Raw genomic sequence first — 21,463 nt, 5'->3', positions numbered from 1 at the left:
GATATGTATGAAGAAGTGCTCAAGGTAGGCCTGATCGGTCTTGGGAATATGGGGCGCAATCACTTGCGCGTGTTGTCCCTGCTCAAGGGCGTGGAACTGGCCTTTGTTGCCGATGCGGACTCTGCTGTGGCGGCTCGTGCTGGCGAGGCGCACGGTGTGCCCGGAGTGGTCGATCCAAACCCGCTACTCGCGGATGTCGACGCGGTGGTGATTTGTACGCCGACCGTGACTCATGCTGACTACATCCGTCTGTCGGCCGGTCACGTAAAGAACATTTTCGTTGAGAAGCCGCTTGCTGCGACATTGGAGGAGTCTCAAGAGATTGCGGCTTTCGCCAAGGAGCACAACCTGAATATTCAGGTTGGTTTCATTGAGCGCTTCAACCCGGCAGTCCAGGCGTTGAAGGTGGTTCTGGATAAGTGTGAGCAGGTCATCAGTATCGATTTCACTCGTACCAACAAAGTGAGCTCACGTATCACCGATGTTGATGTAGTCACCGACCTGATGATCCATGACATTGATCTGGCGCTGTTTCTTAACGGCCCGGCGAAGTCCGTGGTTGCCCACGGTTTCGCGCACGGTAATATGATCGATTTCGCCTCTGCCCTGATTACTCATGAAAACGGCCACTTCTCAAGGATTCAGGCGAGCCGCGTGACGGACAAGAAAAAGCGCCAGATCGAGGCCACCTGCACAGATATGTTCGTCGATTGCGATCTGTTGCGTAAGGAAATCATCATCAATCGTCAGTCCGAGACCAAGCAGGGTGACGTATTGCCCTACACCATCTCGGCGATTCAAGAGGCGGTTGCGGTTCCACCTCAGGAAGCCCTGTTGTCCGAGCTGCAGGCCTTCATGGCCAGTTGCCGGCAGCCGTCCTCGGTCAGCGTGCCTGGGGTAGATGCGGGTGTTGAGGCAATGAAGATTTGTGCAGTGATTCAAGCGGCGGTGCAGGCATGACGATTCGTGATGATTTGCAGGGCAAGACGATTCTTGTCACTGGTGGCGCTGGCTTTATCGGTAGTCATCTCGTGGACAAGCTACTTGTCGAGGGGGCCGCGCATGTTGTCGTGATCGACAATCTGTTCGTTGGCTCAGAAGATAACCTGGAGGAGGCGCTGGCGACTGGTAAAGTCACCTTCTATCGCGACGATGCGGAATTCAACACCAGCCTGGAGTACATCTTCTCCAGCCATCCAATCGATATCGTCTTCAACTGCGCGACCAAGGCGCTGAACTATTCATTTCTGAATCCGGCCAACGCTTTCGATACCAATGTACGAGTTACGCTCAATCTTCTGGAGCTGCAGCGTCGTGGTCTGTTCAAGACGCTCTGTCATTTCTCCACTTCGGAAGTATATGGCTCTGCTGTATATGAGCCGATGGACGAAGCTCATCCGCGTAATCCTACTACCACTTATGCTGCAGGTAAGGCCGCTGCCGATCTAGCGGTCGAAAGCTATGTGCGTATGTTCGAGTTGGATGCCTTTATTGTGCGCCCATTTAATAACTACGGCCCACGGCAGAACTATAAAGGCATGCTCGCCGGTGTGATACCGATCACCGCCATGCGTTTACTGACCGGCGGTACGCCGGAGATTCATGGCGAGGGTACCCAGAGTCGCGACTTCATTTATGTGCAGGACACGGTAGATGCGGTGGTGAAACTGTATTCGGTGCAACCGACAGGCGAGACGGTAAACATCTCCACGGACAATCAGATTTCGATCACGGAGCTGGTTGAGCGCATCTGCAAGGCATTCGACTATAGCGGTGAGATCCTGCGCAAGCCTGCACGCCATTCGGATGTGCTCTGTCACAATGCGAGCAACGAGAAGGTCAAAGGCCTGATCCAGTATTCGTTGACGTCCTTCGAGAAGGGGTTGAACGACACTTTGTCCTGGTACAAGCAACGAATTGGTGAGCGCTCATGAGTCAGATCCGTTTGATGAAACCCTACATAGCGTTTGATGAGGTCGAGGCTGAATTCCGTGAGGTTTTCGAGAGCGGCATCTTCACTCGGGGCCAGCAAGTGGAGGCCTTTCGTCAAGAGCTGGCGGCCTATACTGGTGCCAAGTATGCCTTCCTGACTACCTCGGCGACTACCTCGCTATGGGTTTGTCTGAAGCTGCTGGGTATCGGCGAGGGAGATGAAGTCATCGTCTCCGATTTTTCCTTCCCTGCATCGGCGAACGTAATCGAGGATCTTGGGGCGCGTCCGGTGTTTGCCGATGTATGCCCGGCAAGCTTCAACATGCGGCCTGAAGTGTTGGAGGCCTTGATCGGGCCGCGAACCAAGGCGGTAATCATCGTCGACGCACTGGGCAATCCGACTGGTATGGCTGAGATCAAACGCATTTGCAACGAGCGTGGTGTTCCGCTGATCGAGGATGCAGCCTGCGCGATTGGCAGTTCGGAGCATGACGTGCGTTGTGGCTCCATCGCCGATCTGACCTGTTTCAGTTTCCATCCGCGTAAGCTCATCAGCACCGGAGAGGGGGGCGCCATTACTACCAACCGTGACGATTGGGCGGAATGGCTGTCGGTCAAGCTGGCTCATGGTGCTCAGGGGATGAAGGGGGTGGCGCTGGACTTTGTTGACTATGGCTACAACTTCCGCCTTTCCGAGCTTCAAGCCATCATGGGGCGTAAACAGTTGGCCAAGATCGATGAAATCATTCGTCAGCGGAATAGCATTCGAGATCGCTACATCGCGCTTCTTGAACCAATGGGTTTTGTTGTTCAGGCTGTTGGTTCATCTGTCACCTACAATGTTCAATCGATGGTGTTCAAGGTCCCAGAAGGCTGCGCCCGCGACGGTTTGATTACCAGGTTGCGAGGTCAAGTGGAAACCACTATCGGTACATACGCGTTGAGTTCAGGAAGTTATTTCCTGAAAAAATACAACAGTCCGCAGCCCATCTCAACAGCGCTGGAAGCCACTACAATCACCTTCCCGTGTTTCACCGGCCTTGACGTCGATGCGGTGGCAGAGGCAGTAAAGGGAGTGTTGGAGTGATTCCAGACATATCTTGCCTAAGTTAGTGGTTATGTAATTTAAGGCAGGAAGAGGGAAGTAATCTCTTTTGGGGTTTCCATCGTTCGTCTGTTGTTGTTTCGATCTTTTGATATTTTTCTGGGTGGGGCGAGTCTGCGTTGAGAGTTTGTATCGGGCCTCAAGAAATTGCTGGCATTGCGAGCGGACTGGCAAAAGGTTTGCGGGAGCTTGGGGTAGATGCTTGCGTAGTACTTTCTATGCCTCACCCCTTCGCCTATGAGCAGTCCGCACCAACAAACTGGCTATTTCAAGTATGGCAGCGTCTGGGATCTGCACGTGTCTCAGCTTCTTCTGCTCAGCTTGTGCGTAAGGTTTTTTGGGTAACGGCACATAGTCTTTGGGCCTGGCTTGTGTTTGCCCGCGTATTGTTCAAGTTTGATGCGTTCCTGTTTATCTATGGCCAGACCATTACCAATTCCCGCTTCGAACTCTGGTTGCTACGGCGCCTGGGGAAGCGAGTGGTTTTTATCTACGTCGGCAGCGATTCCCGGCCGCCCTATATGGACGGTGGCCGGTTCCCCGGTACGGTCGAAGATACCTTGCCCGCGCAGAGGCTGCTGCGGGCTGTGACCCGTAAAAGAAAGCGGCGCATCCAGTTGCACGAGCGCTATGCCGACTACTTAGTTAACTCACCAGCTAGTGCACAGTTCCATGAGAAGCCTTATATCAATTGGTTCGCCATGGGTCTGCCAAAAGAGCTGAGTGTTCAGCCCGGTCCGCCGCGGGAGGGTGATGGCAAGGTGCGCATTCTGCATGCTCCATCCAATCCGTTGGTCAAGGGCTCACCACAGATCATTGAGATAATAGGTCGACTGCAGGAAAAGGGGCATCTGATTGAACTGGTGAAGATTCAAGGTATGTCTAACGAACGCGTACTGGAGGAGCTGGCAAACTGCGATTTTGTTGTCGACCAATTGTATGCCGATACACCGCTTGCGGCGTTTGCCACCGAGGCGGCGTTTCTTGGTAGGCCGGCCGTGGTCGGTGGTTATTTTGCCGCCCAAGTGCAGGAGTATGTGGCGGAAGATGACATACCTCCGAGCCTGTTCGTAACACCCGACGAGTTAGAGGCTGCGATTGAACGCCTGATTCTTGATCCAGCACTACGGGTGGAGTTGGGAGAGCGGGCTCGGCGTTTCGTCAATGAGCGCTGGAATGCTAGGGTCGTGGCCCAGCGTTATCAGGCTCTACTTAATGGTGATGTTCCCGCTCATTGGTGGTGCGATCCACACGTTCTTCGTTATGTAGGAGGTTGTGGTCTCCCGCGCGAGCGGGTGCAACGCTTGGTCGCCAGTCTGTTAGCACAGGATCCGGGTGATCTACATGTCTCCGATAAGCCGGAGCTTGAAGAGGCACTTCGTTATCTTGCGAGTGGTGTTTCACCGGATCGTAAGTCTTGAGGCTATGCTTTCTATAAATTTTGAGGTAAGCACCTGTGCTTAAGGCCGCATTGCGTGACAGTTTGATCTACGGCCTGGCGTCAATCTTATCCAAGGGATTGGCTATCTTTTTATTACCGCTTTATACGCGGGTACTCTCGGCCGGTGATTATGGCGCTTTCGACTTGCTTATCACCTTTGGCGCGCTGGTGAATCTGTCCGTTGCACTAGAGGTTTCGCAGGGATTGGCGCGCTACTGGGGAGACGCCGGAGAGCCGTCTGAGCGTCGTAAGCTTGCCAGTACGACCTTTTGGTTCACCTTCGGCATGTACGGTGTGTTTCTGCTGGTAGGGATGCTGGCGTCATCACCTCTCAACCTGTTGATTCTCGGCGATGTGGCCTACCTGAACGCTTTTCGCTTGGGGTTGGGGTTTATCGCTATCAATGGCGTCTACTACTTGCTACTCAATCAGTTTCGCTGGGAGTTGCGTAGTAAGACTTATGCCATGGTCAGTTTTTGCTATGCGGTGATGACGCTGGTCTTTGCCGTGGTCTTCTGTTTGTTGCTTGGCAAGGGGCTGGAAGGGGTGATGCTGGGTCAGCTAATGGCTGCGTTGTGTTCCGTCCTGATTTGTCTCTGGCTTCTGCGCGCTACCTTCGGCTTTTCCTTCGATGTCGACAGGCTAGTGGCGATGCTGAAATTTTCCGTACCTCTGGTTCCGGCGGGCTTGGCCGTCTTTGTCAGCCTCTATATCAATCGCGTTGCGCTGATCCATTTTGGCTCGCTAGAGGATGTGGGCTTGTTCGGCATTGGCAACCGTATTGCTGGTCTTTCCGCCTTGCTGATTCTCGGTATCCAGGCAGCGCTGACGCCGCTGGTCTACCAGCATTACCGTGAACCGGAGACCCCACGCCAGATTGCCCGACTGTTTGGTTGGTTTACAGCTGTAGCGCTGGCCGGCTGCCTGTTTCTGGCGGTGTTTGCACGTGAACTTCTAACCGTATTCGCGACAGTTGAATACCTCGGAGGTGCGTCCCTGGTGGTTTTTCTGGCACCTGCCCTGCTTTTATCCCAAATGTATATTTTCGCACCGGGTATTGCTATCGAGAAGAAAACCGTCTGGCAGCTTTGGGTGACGCTGTTGTCCGCTACGGTTAGTGCTGTCGGCAATTGGCTGCTGGTTCCATTGTGGGGTGTGTCGGGTGCGGCAGTGGCAACACTTTTGGCAGCGCTGGTTTTTTTCCTGGCCTGGCTTTTGATTAGTCAGCGACTCTACCGGATTCCCTACGATTGGCGGGCCAGTCTGTCAGGCGTAGCGGCCTTCATCGCTTGTGCGTTGGTGGGGGCGCAATTGGATCGACTTGAACTCTACTTGCCGTTGACCTTGTTGTTGAAGTCGCTACTGCTGATTGCACTGCTCATCGTCGTGATCGCGAGTGGCCTACTGCCGCTTGCAGATATTCGTGCGCTGTTGATGCAGGTTCGTCAGCGTTTTGGTCGGCAGTCTAATGTGTGATTCTGCTGGTGTATTTGCCTTGTTTCTGGAGATTGGATAGCCATGTGCGGTATTGCAGGGGGGTGGTGGCCGGTCCGGTCATCCTTGGTGGATGACAGCCTGGCAAAGGCACTTACCGCCATGCGTCGGCGAGGTCCGGACGATCATGGGTACGAGCTGTTTGATACTGCAAACGCTGTCGTTGGCCTGGGGCATACGCGCCTGTCGATCATCGATCTTTCATCGGCTGGGCATCAGCCGATGCATACGGCTGATGGAGCGCTCTCAATCGTTTTCAACGGTGAGATATACAACTATCGGGAATTGCGCGAGGAGCTCCGGGCCCTCGGGCATCGCTTTGTTTCCGATTCTGATACCGAAGTGCTGTTGGCCGCGTGGTGGCAGTGGGGCAGGACATGTCTATCACGTCTGACTGGCATGTTCGCATTTGTGGTGTTCGACCAGATGGCCGGAACCTTGACAGCTGTGCGTGACGCCTTTGGTATCAAGCCTTTCTTTTATAGTCAGGAGCAGGGCGCGTTCCTGTTCGCCTCTGAGGTGTCGGCGATCAAGGCGCTGAAGCGGGAGAAGGTGGCGTTGGACTGGCAACGAGCCTACGACTATCTGATTCACGGCGACTATGACAGTGGACCCAGGACTTTTTTTGACGGCGTCTTGCACCTGTTGCCGGGCCATTTGTTGACTGTTGACCTCAAAACCGGCTCGGTGAGCGAGCCGCAGCGTTGGTGGGTGCCGTCTATCGCAGAGCGTACGGATCTCAGCTTTGCTGATGCCTCGGAGCTTGTCAGGGAGCAGTTTCTGCAGAGTGTTCGTCTGCACTTGCGCAGCGATGTAGCGATTGGGGCTGCATTGTCCGGGGGCATTGATTCATCTGCTGTGGTATGTGCAATGCGCCATGTCGAGCCGAGCTTGCCGATCAATACCTTCAGTTACATCGCCCGGGGGAGTGATGTAAGTGAGGAAATGTGGGTTGATAGGGTCAATGAGCATGTCGGGGCGAATCCTCACAAAATGGTCGTCAATGCTGATGAGCTTGCGCGCGATCTGGACTCAATGATCCTGGCGCAAGGTGAGCCTTTCGGTAGTACAAGCATTTATGCTCAGTACCGGGTATTTCAGCTTGCCAGGGAGCAGGGAGTTACTGTTACCCTGGATGGTCAGGGGGCCGATGAGATGCTCGCCGGTTACAGCGGGTATCCAGGACAACGTCTGCGGAGCCTGATTGAAAAGGGGCATTTCTCTGAGGCATGGAGCTTCCTTGATGAATGGTCCAAGTGGCCTGGACGTAGCCGGATGGGGGGAGCGAAGCGATGCGTGGCTGAAATGACCCAGGGGGCGTTAAACCAGGCGTTACGATCATTAAACGGCATGAACGCGCTACCTACCTGGATCAAAAGTGAGTCGCTTGTCGCACGGGGTGTTATCCAGCGTTATCCGCTTCAGCGTTCTGACGTGAGCGAGTCCGGCAGACGTGTGATGGCCGAGTTGGCGCTTTCGTTGACGAGGCGTGGCTTGCCTTCTCTGTTGCGTCAAGGTGACCGCAACTCCATGCGTTTTTCGGTTGAAAGCAGGGTGCCTTTCCTTACTTTGGATATGGTGAATCTTTTGCTCTCGTTGCCAGAGTCCTATCTGATCTCTCCCCAAGGGGAGACAAAGTCTGTGTTCCGTGCCGCAATGCGGGGAATAGTACCCGATGACATTTTGGATCGCCGTGACAAGATTGGTTTCTCCACCCCGGAACAGGTTTGGCTGACGTCAATGGTGGACACGATTCGTAGTTGGTTGCGAGTCGACTTGAAATTACCATTTTTCGATCAGGTCGAGGTGTTGCGTGAATTTGAGTTGATTATGGCTGGCAAAAAGCCTTTTTCCTGGCAGGTCTGGCGTTGGATCAATTTCTGTCGCTGGTACAGTCATTTTCTTGATTGATACTGGATCTTGGGCACGACCGTTTGGGCGTCCCGAAAATAATGTTTTCGCCTGATGAGCTACACTCGTTCTGTGCTTTGGTGATACCAAGTGCTCAATTGGAAACGTACCTAAAGCTCCGTCTTTGCGTCCGTCGGCCACCATCAGTTGTGGGCACTGAACTACAGGCCTTTGAGCGCAGCAGATCTGAAATGCAGCGGGACCTTGGTCATATCTGTACGAAAATTCAGGGTTATGTGTACCAGGTCACCGTCAATTTATTCTCTGTGCAGGATATTTCCAGCACTGACGGATCAGCAGGATTAGATATCAAACCGATATCAGGAAGGACCAAGACTCAATAGCCCCTCAGATACGAGGGAGTGATGAACTTGCAACTATTGTGACATCATGAAATATGTTGTTTCGCAAGATGTAGGGGCAGTGGAGAGGGAGGTTGGTTCAGGTTTAGTATGAGTGAGGTTTTAGTGAGGAAGGGGTAAGGTGTCGTATTAAAGTATGGGAAATTTTATCTGATGGATAGCATATTGATATTTAATGTTATTTTATCAGGATATGTAGTGATTCTTAAAAAGCAACGTGTTGGTTGGTCAGGCTGGTGAGTAGGATTTGAGTGCCAAGTTGGTTTTTGATGTTTAATGGGGTCGGTGGTTTGAGCATAAAAACAATGAGTAAAATATTTATTTTTCCAGCTGCCTTTATGGCGAATACATTTTCCATGATGCTGGTAATGATTGGTTTGAGCCTGTTTGGCAGGCCAGAGCTGGCTGCTGATTTTGGTATTGTTCATGGTGCAACAGTGGCACTTTTTTACTCATTTTCCGGAAATGCCCGGAGCCTTATCCTGAGTAGGCATAAGCAAGTAGACAGCGCATATTTATTACGATTACGCTGTTTTTTAGTGCTTCCGCTCTGTGTGCTGGCATTTATGCTAAGCATTGGCTTGGTCGCATCGGATTGGTTGATGGTTCTACTGTTGGTTGCGCGTCGTGCATGCGAGTGGCTAGCAGAAATTTTTCTTTGTGAGCAGGAGCATGAGCATCGCCCCGAGCAGGCACTACGTTCTTTTTTAACTCAAGGGCTTAGCAGTATTTTAGTGTTGGTGGCGCTCTCTCTTGAAACTTCCGTTGGTTACTGGGTAGTAGCTATATGGGCCGTATCGCCGCTCTGCTGGTGCATTCGTTTGAGTATGTTTGCAGCGGCGTTCAAAAAACCTCCCAGCAAACATCCGCGCTTGACGTTTCTGTTGCCTCACTTTGGATCGACTGCGGTGATTGGTGTTTCAGTTTATGTCTTCAGGCTCTTTATCGTTCTGTTGGCTGGAAGACAAGTCGCGGGTGATCTTTTCTCAGCTTTTGCTATCGGCGGTATTCTAGGAGCAGTGTTCTCCCAAGCGCTGGGACCGACGTTGGTACACAGCCAGAAGTATTCAAAAGGTTCTGGCCATATAATTTTTCGTTTAGTTAATTTAACAGTCGGACTTTCGTTAGGGGTTGGCCTGTTGATCCTAGGGGTTGCATTGCTGCGGCCGGGAGCGCTGTTGTGGGCTGGAAAGGATATTTTGTTCTGGTATGCCGTGGGCTGCTCGCTTATGGGCGGGGCTATTATGGTAAAAGCTCAAGAGGTAAGATTGCGGCTTTTGCAACTGGGTGAGGGGCAGGATGTTTTTGGCTCCGATCTGCTGGCCAATATATTGCTGGTTGGCTGTATCCCATTTCTCTATTACGGCTTGGGTGTCTCCTCCTTGGTCGTGCTTTATCTGCTCAGTGCGATACTGTCATGGGTGTTCTATTTTAGTGAAAGAGGTGGGATTTTGAACTATAAAGAATCCGCTCCGACGGAGCGATGGATGCTGCTGGGGGTGGTTTTTTTATTGTTTTTCCCTTTGTTCTTTCAATTGTCCGGAGGGATTTATCAAGGTGATGATTACTTTTCAAGCGGCGGAAAGCTAGCGCTGTTGCCAATTCCAGTATCGGTGCTGGCATGCTATGCCGGCATTATTTTGTTGGGAGGATATTCGAAGGCTCGGCTAACACTGATTGTCGTGTTTTTTCTGTTCTTGGGGATGTTGTTTACAAGTTTATTGTTGGCGAAAATTCATGATGCTGAGGTTCAGTTAAAGCTGGTTTTACTTGTTCAGTATATTCTCCCGTTATTTGCACTGGTGCTCGGACAGCAATTTGGGTTGAGGAGGGGGTCTGTTCTTTGTATGTCCAGGGTTATGTTCTTTATATTGTTGGTTGTCGTGCCGTTGGAGATTTTATCGACCTTTAGCAAAGGTCTTGCCTTTCTTTCACCATCGGTTTATGTGTTTGGTATATATCAGCACTTACAGTATGTTCCAGTCATTTTTGCTGGTGGTTTCATGATCGCTTTATTTTCTCTGAGTGAGGAGGCGTCAGCGTATCGTCCTGGCCTTGTTTTGTTATCCGGAATTATGGGGCTTTATGTATCATTTTCGGTCTCATTACTGGCTTGTGGCTTGATGGTGGTCGGAACACTTGCTTATTTATTGCGTAATTTATTTTTTCGGGAAAACGTCCGCTACGGAATGCTCGTAGCTTTGGTTGTTTTTTTTAGTATGTTTGTGGGGATCGTTTTTTTGGTGGATCCTGAGTTTCTCGCCAAGAAACTGGGGTTTGATTTGCTGGGTAGTAGAGTGTCGCTGGAAGGGCTTAATAATCGAACGGAACGGTGGGTGTACTGGAAGTTTTACCTGTCTGGTATATTCGATAACGTTAGTTCATTTTGGTTGGGGCATGTCGCTGCGCCAGATAGAAAGGAATTCCCTAGCGCACATAATTACTATCTTGATTTTATCTATAATTTTGGGTTTTTGGCGGCCTTGCCTCTGCTAGGATTGGTAGTCTTTACTGTCCACCGTTTGATACGCAATATTTCCAGAATCTGCGCTTCTCCCCAAGTATTTGGCGTGACGGGCGTTGTGCTATTTCTATTGTTCGCCGACAATATGTTGAAAGTAGGTATGCGGCAACCCTATCCGGGAATTATGACTTTTTTCCTCTGGGGCGTTCTACTGTCTATTTTTATCAATTTTAGAGGTGAAAACACTAGTGCTCAATGACCCTATATCCGCCTGCGAGCGTACTCTCCGGATTGCTTTCGCGCTGGTGAGATGTCGCGTCTTACAAGTCGAGTGACTTTCTCTGTTGGCAGGCGTAAGATTTTATGTTTGGGCCGTTTTTAGGTGGATTTTTGGGCCAGGTGCGCTCCATAAAATTTTTCTGGCAAGGTTTCCGTAAGTTATCCAGGTACCAAATGATTTTAAGAAATATTTGGTTTCTAGCTGTTAGGAGGGGAGTGGTGTGAAAGTATTATCGGTTGTTGGCGCGCGCCCACAGTTTATCAAGGCTGCTGTAGTATCCCGGGCTTTTGCTGAGTATCCGTCGCAGATAACTGAGATTCTAGTACATACAGGCCAACATTATGATGCCAATATGTCGGACATTTTCTTTGAAGAGCTGAATATTCCTCGCCCTGATTACAATCTCGGTGTTGGTGGCGGTAGCCATGGTGAAAATACTGGGCGGATGCTTGAAAAGCTTGAAGGTTTGATGTTGAAGGTCAAGCCTGACTGGGTCCTGGTATATGGTGATACTGATAGCACATTGGCAGGGGCTTTGGCGGCTGCAAAGCTACATATACCCGTTGCTCATGTTGAGGCAGGGCTTCGATCATTCAATAGACGCATGCCGGAAGAGATCAATCGGGTCCTGACAGATCATCTGTCGACCAAGTTGTTTGTGCCGACGGTAGCAGCGCTTCAGAATTTGCAGGGGGAAGGGATATCTCAAAGTAAAATCTGTGTTGTCGGTGATGTGATGTGTGATGCTACTCATTATTATAGTGGGCATGCACGTAAACCAAGTTGGTTTGATGATCTCTCCCTCACGATTAATGGCTTTGTCCTTTGTACTGTGCATCGAGCCGAGAACACCGACTCTGCTGAGCGTATGCAGGGTATTATTGATGGTCTAGAGAGGTCTGACAGTTCAATAATTTTACCATTGCATCCGCGTACTCGTAATAAGCTTGGGCAGTTAGATATTAAGATCCCGAAGAATATACATGTGGTGGAGCCGGTAGGCTACCTTGAAATGAATTGGTTAGAGGCGAACTGCAAGTTAATAGCCACCGACTCCGGTGGAGTTCAAAAAGAGGCCTATTTTCATGGGAAATCTTGCGTAACGTTGAGAGACGAAACCGAGTGGGTTGAACTGGTTGAGGGTGGTTTTAATACGCTTACAGGTGCAAACCCGGATTTGATTGAAAAGGCGATAAGGACGGTTAGAGAACTCAGCTTCGATCTGTCTATCTATGGCGATGGGCGCTGTGCAGTTAAGATTGTCGAGGGGTTGCTGGCTCAGAGTCAGGGCAAGTAAAGATGCCGCGGCCTGTTGTGTCATTGACAAGGTTTCAGGGGCTTCGTTAGAGTGGCGGAGTCGAAAAAAACCTCTAGTTTCTATTTGGAAATGGCTGCCGTAGATGGAAATAGTTTTTATTGTGCATTATTTTCCACCGGTTAACAGTGCTGGTGCGAAGCGAATTGAGGCTATCTCAAAGTATTTGGCTGCAGCAGGCCATGCCGTTACGGTAATTACTACAAAAAAAACTTCTGCAGATGGTAAGTTTACAGAGGCTCTTCCAAGCGGTGTCAATGTTATAGAGCTCAATGCCTTCGGTCGGCGCTCCCAGTCGATTGAGGTCAGTGCCTCCTTTGAGTCTATGCATGTGGTAGAACCTTCTTGGCATCGGCGATTAAAAAATCGTGTTCAGAGGTATTTTGGTCAGATACCAGATCCAAGGCTACTTTTCGCTTTTTCATTTTTGAGCCCAGTGCTCGACAAGCGTGCTCGCCAGGCGCTGTCTACTGCAGATGTTGTTATAGGATCCTCTCCGCCATGGTCCATGCTATTGGCCGCGGTTTTTTGCAAGAAGAGATTTAATATTCCTTGTGTTTTGGATTATAGAGATCAATTCAGTGAGTGTCATGGAATGCCAGGAGGTACTTTCGCCAAATGGCTGGAACGTCGCGTTGATCAGTGGTTGGTTCGAAGTGCTGATCACATAGTTACAATTTCGGAGCCGATGGCGTCTTACTATAAGGCGATGAAGCCTGAGGTGTCGGTAATCATGAATGGTTACGATCACCAAGTCCTTGAGGTCGCTCGCTCAAGAGCTGTAGAGCAATCGCCAGAAAAAGTCAGGATTCGTTACATGGGTTTCGTCTATCCTGGGAGGATACCGTATAACTTCATGAGAGCTCTGGTTCGTTTGAAGGAAGAAAACCCGTCGCGTTTCGAAAGTATTAGTGTTGAATATTATGGTGGTTCAGATCTTGTGAGAGAGGCGATAACTAGGGGTTATCCATCTATTTTGTCGGCTTTTTGTTTTAATTTAGGGGTGCCTTACCTGAGTTCTCTGCAGTTAATGGTCGAGTCGGATTATCTTCTATTTGCTGAAACGTCATCGAAGGCATCTTTAAGTGCGCAAGGTATATTGACGACAAAATTGTTCGAGTATATAGGAGCCGGGCGGCCCGTTTTAGCTGATATATCAGCTGAGACCTTGGCGGGCTCTCTATTGCGTCGCGCAAGTGAGGGGAATGTTGTCGGGGATACAGAAGAGATTTTTCTGGATGTTCTAAACCGTTCAGATTTTTACATTCGTAAAGAAGACGTTTTCTCGGAATTTTCTCAAGGATTATCTCGTCAGGCTCAAGCTCTTCAGTATGCCGGCCTGATCCGCTCGTTTGACAAAGGCGAGTAGTCATGTAGAAAAAGTCCTACGCCTATTCACAGGATGTGGTGGGGCGGCATAAGTGGTGTGTGGAAAGGCAGTTCATGCACCGCTTTGACAGTGTGGCTAGCACCACCATGTAGCGTCGTCACCTCTTGTCATGGTTGGGGATGGTCAGGCCTACACCTTGCAGGGGATAACAGTCACTGTCAAAATGTGAGCGTATTTCTGAGGTAGAGCTCTAAAACCCAGGCACTCATTTCAATCAATAGAATGTGAATTTTTTGAAGCTATTAATTTTTTCCCAATACTTTAGTCCTGAAAATTTCATTATCAGTGATGTAGTGCGAACACTTGTAGTTCAAGGGCATGAGGTCGTAGTTGCTACAGGTAAACCAAATTATCCGGATGGGAAGATATTTCCGGGGTATCGCGCTTGGGGGTGTCAGCGTGAGCGTTACATTGGGGAAGTTGATGTTGTTAGAGTACCTTTATGGCCGCGAGGTGACGGCGGCGCAAAAAACATGGCTCTTAACTATCTTTCATTTGTTTTTAGTGGTTTGTTCTTTTTTCCTTGGTTGCTGCGAAAGAAAAAGTTCGACGCCATCCTGATTTTTGCCCCGTCCCCTATCACCCAGGCTATTCCTGCGATTGCGCTCAAGTGGCTGAAAAAGGCGCCTCTTGCCTTGTGGGTACAGGATCTTTGGCCTGAGAGTCTTTCCGCAACAGGGTTTATAAAGAATCGGTATTTGCTAAGGATAGTTGGCTGGATGGTCAGGGGGATTTATGCCTGCTGCGATCAACTGTTGGTTCAGTCTCATGCTTTTATTGAACCTGTCGCCAACTACGCATCCCGGAGTAAAATTGTCTACTACCCCAACTCTGTAGACGTCCAAGCACCCAAGGTCGCGGTGCCGATTCCTCATGATTTGTCTGTGATTCTGGAGCGTAATTTCTGTGTCGTTTTTGCCGGCAATCTCGGGACTGCCCAGGCGCTGGGCACGCTTCTGCAGGCTGCAATAGAGCTCCGTGATGACAATGTTTATCTGGTGCTGGTTGGCAGTGGTAGCCGATTGGAGTGGCTCAAGGAGCAGAAGCAGGTACACGGACTGGAAAACCTGATTCTACCTGGCCGCTTTCCTGTTGAAGCAATGCCGGAAATTTTCGCGCGCTCCTCAGCGTTATTGGTTTCCCTTAATGATGAGAGCATTTTCTCCCAGACCATTCCAAGCAAGATCCAGTCTTACCTGGCTGCTGGAAGGCCTATCATTGCGTGCTTGAACGGTGAGGGGGCTCGAATCGTTCAGGAGGCTGGTGCGGGCCTATCCTCTCCTGCAGAGCAGGTACTTCCGCTGGTTTCCACCATTCGCAAGATGCAAGGGCTCAGTGACGTCGAGAGAGAGGTAATGGGGCGCTCCGGTCGTAACTATTTTGATCAGCATTTTGAAATGGGGCGGCAAACCCGTCGTCTGGTTGAGTTGCTGCAGGGCTGATTCTTGTACTTCAGTCCGCCAGCGCTCAGGTGTGGGACCGACTTTCGTATCTTTTGTCGGGTGTGTAATAGCGATGGGCGTTTAGCTACTTTCGTTTGCTGATTATTTTGAGATGAGTGCTAATTTTCGTCTGCTGCCGGACAATATGACCCTCTGGAGTTGTTTTTTCTGGGGGCGTCAGTTTTTTGTGCTAATACATTGGTGAGCGATTCTGTCAAATCAAAACGGTGGCCCCAGCACGCAGTGAGCTGGATTAATTCAAGGTTTGGATCTGATTGGCATAATGAAGATATTAGTGTTGGGTATTACCGGAATGCTTGGTAGCGCTGTATTCAAAGCATTCAGCCAAGATTCTCAGCATGAGGTGTGGGGGACTTTGCGTACTTCCGCGACGCTCAAGCATTTTCCTGCATCCGATTGCAAGCGAGTTTTGACGGGGGTCGATGTGCTGGACCAGGACGCGCTTGTGGCGGTTTTGGCTAAGGTAGGTCCAGACGTCGTCATCAACTGCGTCGGGCTGATCAAGCAACTGGCCGACGCCAAGGATCCGCTGACAGCGCTGCCGATCAACGCCATGTTGCCGCATCGACTCGCACGGCTCTGCACCTTGAGTGGCGCGCGTCTGATCCATATCAGCACCGATTGCGTCTTCTCCGGACGTAAAGGCGGCTATCTGGAAAGCGATGTTTCGGATGCCGAGGATCTGTACGGCAAGTCCAAGTACATCGGCGAACTGCACGATCTACCCAATGCGATCACCCTGAGAACCTCGATCATCGGTCACGAGTTGAATTCCAATCACTCGCTGGTGGACTGGTTTCTGGCGCAGGAGGGCAGTGTGCGAGGTTTTTCCCAGGCTATTTTCTCCGGGTTGCCCACCGCTGAGCTGGCTCGGGTCATGAAAGACTTCGTCCTGCCTCACCCGGAGCTCAATGGCCTGTATCATGTCGCCGCAGAGCCGATTGCCAAGCTGGATCTGTTGACCCTGATTGCCAGCCAATATGGCAAGTCCATCGAGATCCGCCCAGACGCTGCATTAGTGATCGATCGCTCGCTCAACAGCGAACGTTTCACTCAGGCGACTGGATACAAAGCCCCAACCTGGTCCCGGCTCATCGAGCTGATGCACGCCACTCGCTAACAAATTCGGAAGGTTTACATGTTCGACGACAAGGTATTGATGATCACCGGTGGCACCGGTTCTTTCGGCCATACGGTCCTCAAGCGTTTTCTCAATACCGCTGTGCGCGAGATTCGCATCTTCAGCCGTGATGAGAAGAAGCAGGAAGACATGCGTATCGCCTTGGCCAATGACAAGGTCAAGTTCTACATCGGCGATGTTCGCGATTACGACAGTCTGTCCCAGGCGATGGTCGGTGTGGATTACATCTTTCATGCCGCGGCGCTGAAGCAGGTTCCGTCCTGCGAGTTCTATCCGATGGAAGCGGTGCGCACCAACGTGCTGGGCACCGAGAACGTGCTGAATGCCGCCATCGCCACCGGTGTGCAGCGGGTTGTGGTCTTGAGCACTGACAAAGCGGTCTATCCGATCAACGCCATGGGCATCTCCAAGGCGATGGCCGAGAAGTTGATGGTAGCCAAGTCGCGCATGATCCCGGCCAATGGCCCGGTCATTTGTGCGACCCGTTATGGCAACGTCATGGCCTCGCGCGGCTCGGTGATTCCGTTGTTCGTTGACCAACTTCGCACGGGTGGCGCGTTGACGGTGACCGACCCGGAAATGACCCGCTTCCTCATGTCGCTTGAAGATTCGGTTGATCTGGTTCTGCATGCTTTCGAGCACGGCCAGCAAGGCGATTTGTTCGTCCAGAAAGCCCCGGCCTCGACAGTCGGCGACCTGGCCGAAGCGCTCAAGCAACTGTTCGGCAAGAGCAACGAAGTTAAGGTAATCGGTACTCGCCACGGCGAGAAACTCTACGAGTCGCTGGTTTCCCGCGAGGAAATGGCCAAGGCCGAGGACATGGGGCGTTACTACCGGGTTCCGGCTGATAACCGTGACCTGAACTACAACAAGTACTTCGTCGAGGGCGAGGAGCGTATATCCGAGTTCGACGACTACACCTCGCACAATACCGAGCGCCTGGATGTACCGGGTATCAAGGAGCTGTTGCTGAAACTCGATTACATCAAGGAGCAACTTGATGCTTAAGGTCATGACGCTGGTCGGCACACGTCCCGAGCTGATCAAGATGAGCCGGGTCATCGCTGAACTGGATCGCCAGGTCGATCATGTCCTGGTGCACTCCGGGCAGAACTACGATTACGAACTCAATCAGGTGTTCTTCGATGACCTGGAGATCCGCAAGCCGGATCATTTCCTCGGTGCTGCCGGCGATACGGCCGCCAAGACCATCGCCGAAGTCATCGCCAAGTCGGATGAAATCTTCGAGCTGGAAAAGCCTGATGCGTTGCTGCTGTATGGCGACACCAATACCTGCCTTGCGGTGATTGCCGCCAAGCGTCGCAAGATCCCGGTGTTCCATATGGAAGCGGGTAACCGCTGCTTCGATCAGCGGGTGCCTGAAGAACTGAATCGCAAGGTGTTGGATCACCTCAGTGACATCAACATGGTGCTGACCGAACATGCTCGCCGTTATCTGATCGCCGAGGGTATTCGCCCTGAAACGATCATCAAGACCGGCTCGCACATGCAGGAAGTCCTCGACTACTACATGCCCAAGATCGAGCAGTCCGATGTACTGGAACGCAGTGGTCTGGAGCAGGACAAGTTCTTTATCGTCAGTGCCCACCGCGAGGAAAACGTCGATACGCCGGACAACCTGCGCGATTTGCTGGACACCCTGCGGGCCCTGGCCGATCACTATGGTTTTCCACTGATCGTTTCGACTCACCCTCGTACGCGCAAGCGCCTGGAAGCCTTGGGGGAATCGCTCGATCATCCGTTGATCCGCTTCGTCAAACCTTTCGGTCTGCTGGACTACATCAAGCTGCAGATGTCGGCGTTCTGCGTGCTTTCCGACAGCGGCACTGTCACCGAAGAAGCGTCATTGCTGAACCTGCCTGCCGTCACCCTGCGCAATGCCCATGAGCGTCCCGAGGGGATGGACGAAGGCACGCTGATCATGAGCGGCCTGAAGCGAGGTTCCGTGATGGATGCGGTGCGTGTGGTCACCAGCCAGCATTCTCGCGAGCAGCGCAAGGTGCCACTGGTGCCGGACTATCAAGGTGGGCCGGTTTCGCTGCAGGTGGTTCGCGTGGTCCTGAGTTACACCGACTACATCAATCGCACGGTGTGGAACAAGGCTTGAGCTCACTATGATGCGAGTCCTTTTGACGGGGGCCAGCGGCTTTGTCGGGGCTGCGGTTCAGGCTCATCTGCTGGATGACCCTCGGTATGCAGTGCGTTCGGTCTATCGACAGGTACCGCTGCAGCCGTCGCCTCGCCTGCAGGCGTGTCAGGTGCCCGGACTCGAGCCGGACACCGACTGGCAGGTGCCGCTTGAGGGCGTCGAGGTGGTGATCCACTGTGCTGCCCGCGTGCATGTCATGAACGAGAGCGAGGCCGATCCTCTGGCCGCTTTTCGTCGGGCGAATGTGCAGGGGACGTTACGCCTGGCGGAGCAAGCAGCGCAGTCCGGGGTTCGGCGGTTCATCTATCTGAGTTCGATCAAGGTCAACGGTGAAGGCACGCTGCCCGGCCGCCCTTATACGGCAGATGATCAACCCGCTCCGCTGGATCCCTATGGCGTCTCCAAGCTGGAGGCCGAGCAGGCATTGCAGGCCCTGGCGGCGAAAACCGGGATGGACGTGGTGATCATTCGTCCGGTACTGGTCTATGGCCCTGGGGTGAAGGCCAATTTTCGCAGCATGATGGGTTGGCTTAATAGAGGCGTGCCATTGCCGCTGGGGGCCATTACCAACAAGCGCAGTCTGGTGGCATTGGACAATCTGGTCGACCTGATTACGACCTGCATTCAACATCCCGCCGCTGCCAACCAGGTTTTCCTGGTGAGTGACGATGAGGACCTGTCCACCAGCGAGCTGCTGCGACGTATGGCCCGGGCTTTGGGCCGGCCGGCGCACTTGTTGCCAGTGCCGATGTGGTTGTTGAGCCGCACCGCGCAATTGTTGGGGAAAAAGGCCCTGTCCCAGCGTCTCTGTGGGTCGCTGCAGGTCGATATCGAGAAAACCAAAGCGTTGCTCGAATGGACCCCGGCGATCGGCGTGGATGGGGCGTTGGTAAAGACCGCAAAAGACTTTCTGGAGCAGCTAGTGTGAGAGGGAGCGGGTGGATTGCAAGCAGAAAGTCGAGCGAAGGGAAATCGTGTAATGCGTGAGCGTTTATTGAGTCTGCCGCGTAGCTACAAGCGCGTCTTGCAGTTGCTGGTTGACATCGTGCTGGTCTGGCTTGCGCTCTGGCTGGCGTTTGTCGTGCGTCTGGGGATCGACCGACCGGTGGATCCTTTCGGGGCTTATGCCTGGTTGTTCGCGGCCGCACCGGTCATCGCAATCCCCATCTTTATCCACCTCGGCTTATATCGCGCGGTGATGCGTTATTTCGGCAATGACGCCCTGCTCAGTATCTTCAAGGCCGTGACCTTGTCGGCGCTGCTGTTGACGGTCTACGTCTACTTGTACCGCCCTGACGTACTGGTACCACGTTCGCTGATCATCAATTACTGGTGGTTGAGTTTGTTGATGATCGGGGGCCTGCGTTTGTTCATGCGCCAGTATTTTCTCGGCGACTGGTTTCTCGCCGGGCAGCATGTCCCTTTCCTGCGCCAGGACGATGACGCTCCCAAGGTCGCCATCTATGGTGGCGGGGCGGCAGGTAACCAGTTGGCGGCAGCACTGCGCATGGGCAAGGCGATGCGTCCGGTCGCCTTTATCGATGATGACGCGGGCGTTGCGAACCGGGTGATCGCCGGGCTCAAGGTTTACCCGTTTGCGGATATTGAACAGTTGATCGAGGATACCGGCGCAACAGAAGTTTTGCTGGCCATTCCATCGGCGTCGCGCGCCAGGCGCCGTGAGATCCTGGTAGCGCTTGAGTCTTATCCGGTGCATGTGCGAACGATCCCGGGTTTCATGGACTTGGCCAGTGGCCGGGTCAGTGTCAGTGATCTGCAGGAAGTCGATATCATCGACCTGCTCGGGCGAGACGCTGTCGCGGCGCAGCAAGCGCTTTTCGAGCGCTGTATCCGCGGCCAGGTCGTTATGGTGACGGGCGCCGGCGGCTCCATCGGTTCGGAGTTGTGCCGGCAAATTCTCACCAGTAAGCCAACGGCGCTGATCCTGTTCGAACACAGTGAATTCAATCTCTACAGCATCCAGACCGAGTTGGAGAGGTTGATCCACAGTGAGGGCCTGAACCTGGAACTGGTGCCGATCCTCGGTTCGATTCGCAATAGTGAACGTCTGCTGGATGTGATGCGTACCTGGAGCGTGAACACGGTCTATCACGCCGCGGCCTATAAACATGTGCCGATCGTCGAACATAACGTTGCCGAAGGCGTGCTGAATAATGTCCTTGGGACTTTGCAGACCGCGCAGGCGGCCGTGCAGGCGGGCGTTGAGCACTTCGTGCTGATCTCCACCGACAAGGCGGTACGGCCGACCAATGTCATGGGCTGCACCAAGCGGCTGGCCGAGATGACACTCCAGGCTCTCAGCCGTGAGTCCCATCCTCTGCTGCTGGGTGAGCACTTCACGGCACCTTGCGCCAACACGACCCGGTTCACCATGGTGCGTTTCGGCAATGTGCTGGGCTCGTCCGGTTCGGTGATCCCGCTGTTTCGCGAGCAAATCAAGAGTGGCGGGCCGATTACGGTGACCCACCCGAACATGACCCGCTATTTCATGACCATTCCCGAGGCCGCACAACTGGTAATTCAGGCGGGCTCCATGGGCCAGGGTGGTGACGTGTTCGTGCTCGACATGGGGCTCCCGGTGAAGATCGCCGACCTGGCGGAAAAGATGGTTCACCTGTCCGGCCTTTCCCTGCGTAGTCAAGAGCGCCCCAACGGGGACATTGCGATCGAGTTCACCGGGCTGCGCCGTGGCGAAAAGCTCTATGAGGAGTTGTTGATCGGTGACAACGTGTCCCCGACCGAACACTCGATGATCATGAGCGCCAACGAGGAGCACCTACCGTGGGAGGACTTCAAGCTGGCGATTTCGACGCTGTTGAAGGCTGTCGCGAAGGATGACTATGTGCAGGTTCGCGCGCTGTTGTGCGATACGGTCAACGGCTACGCACCCGAGTGCCAGATTGTCGATCTGATTCATCAGCACCGTCAGGTGTCGGGGAATTCCGACGGCGTTTGATTGATACGCACGCTCCAA

Annotated in this window: 15 protein-coding genes; all 15 read left to right on the top strand. The window is 52.6% G+C overall.

The genetic code is table 11. The annotated features are described in order from the left end of the window. The first annotated feature begins 3 nt into the window (after positions 1-3). The 15 genes from ACYZUD_RS18870 to ACYZUD_RS18800 all read left to right on the top strand — a co-directional run bounded on the left by ACYZUD_RS18870 (position 4) and on the right by ACYZUD_RS18800 (position 21,445). A complete protein-coding gene (locus ACYZUD_RS18870; RefSeq protein WP_462019643.1) occupies positions 4-960 on the top strand; it encodes a Gfo/Idh/MocA family protein in 957 nt (318 codons plus the stop codon). Beyond that, entirely contained in the window at positions 957-1,934 is a 978-nt protein-coding gene (locus ACYZUD_RS18865) for a dTDP-glucose 4,6-dehydratase (protein ID WP_462019642.1), read from the top strand. Before ACYZUD_RS18870 ends, ACYZUD_RS18865 begins: the two co-directional genes overlap by 4 nt. Further along, a complete protein-coding gene (locus tag ACYZUD_RS18860) occupies positions 1,931-3,019 on the top strand; it encodes a DegT/DnrJ/EryC1/StrS family aminotransferase (protein WP_462019641.1) in 1,089 nt (362 codons plus the stop codon). Before ACYZUD_RS18865 ends, ACYZUD_RS18860 begins: the two co-directional genes overlap by 4 nt. A 236-nt stretch (positions 3,020-3,255) precedes the next feature. Further along, positions 3,256-4,458: a glycosyltransferase gene (locus ACYZUD_RS18855; RefSeq protein WP_462019640.1), complete on the top strand. Its 1,203-nt coding sequence runs from the start codon at positions 3,256-3,258 to the stop codon at positions 4,456-4,458. A gap of 35 nt (positions 4,459-4,493) precedes the next feature. Continuing rightward, complete coding sequence (locus tag ACYZUD_RS18850; RefSeq protein WP_462019639.1) at positions 4,494-5,954, top strand: oligosaccharide flippase family protein; 1,461 nt, start codon at positions 4,494-4,496, stop codon at positions 5,952-5,954. Positions 5,955-6,041: 87 nt separating this feature from the next. Then, positions 6,042-7,883, top strand: coding sequence for an asparagine synthase (glutamine-hydrolyzing) (gene asnB / locus ACYZUD_RS18845; protein WP_462019638.1), 1,842 nt, complete (start codon positions 6,042-6,044; stop codon positions 7,881-7,883). A gap of 613 nt (positions 7,884-8,496) precedes the next feature. Beyond that, complete coding sequence (locus ACYZUD_RS18840) at positions 8,497-10,968, top strand: hypothetical protein (protein ID WP_462019637.1); 2,472 nt, start codon at positions 8,497-8,499, stop codon at positions 10,966-10,968. Positions 10,969-11,209: 241 nt separating this feature from the next. Continuing rightward, on the top strand, positions 11,210-12,286 hold the full coding sequence (gene wecB / locus ACYZUD_RS18835) for a non-hydrolyzing UDP-N-acetylglucosamine 2-epimerase (protein ID WP_462019636.1): 1,077 nt from the start codon (positions 11,210-11,212) through the stop codon (positions 12,284-12,286). 103 nt (positions 12,287-12,389) lie between these two features. Next, positions 12,390-13,673: a glycosyltransferase gene (locus ACYZUD_RS18830; RefSeq protein ID WP_462019635.1), complete on the top strand. Its 1,284-nt coding sequence runs from the start codon at positions 12,390-12,392 to the stop codon at positions 13,671-13,673. 254 nt (positions 13,674-13,927) lie between these two features. Beyond that, positions 13,928-15,136, top strand: a complete 1,209-nt coding sequence (locus ACYZUD_RS18825) for a glycosyltransferase family 4 protein (RefSeq protein WP_462019634.1) — start codon at positions 13,928-13,930, stop codon at positions 15,134-15,136. 283 nt (positions 15,137-15,419) lie between these two features. Next, positions 15,420-16,277, top strand: a complete 858-nt coding sequence (locus ACYZUD_RS18820; protein WP_462025072.1) for a dTDP-4-dehydrorhamnose reductase family protein — start codon at positions 15,420-15,422, stop codon at positions 16,275-16,277. An 18-nt stretch (positions 16,278-16,295) separates the two neighbouring features. Then, entirely contained in the window at positions 16,296-17,306 is a 1,011-nt protein-coding gene (locus ACYZUD_RS18815; protein ID WP_462019633.1) for a polysaccharide biosynthesis protein, read from the top strand. Beyond that, positions 17,299-18,426, top strand: coding sequence for a non-hydrolyzing UDP-N-acetylglucosamine 2-epimerase (gene wecB / locus ACYZUD_RS18810; RefSeq protein WP_462019632.1), 1,128 nt, complete (start codon positions 17,299-17,301; stop codon positions 18,424-18,426). The genes ACYZUD_RS18815 and wecB (ACYZUD_RS18810) overlap by 8 nt, the downstream gene beginning before the upstream one ends. Positions 18,427-18,433: 7 nt before the next feature. Further along, positions 18,434-19,396, top strand: a complete 963-nt coding sequence (locus tag ACYZUD_RS18805) for a UDP-glucose 4-epimerase family protein (protein WP_462019631.1) — start codon at positions 18,434-18,436, stop codon at positions 19,394-19,396. A gap of 51 nt (positions 19,397-19,447) precedes the next feature. Continuing rightward, positions 19,448-21,445, top strand: a complete 1,998-nt coding sequence (locus tag ACYZUD_RS18800) for a polysaccharide biosynthesis protein (RefSeq protein ID WP_462019630.1) — start codon at positions 19,448-19,450, stop codon at positions 21,443-21,445. Positions 21,446-21,463: the final 18 nt, after the last annotated feature.

Source organism: Pseudomonas sp. XS1P51, assembly GCF_054897845.1.
This window is presented reverse-complemented; position numbering and strand designations above follow the sequence as displayed.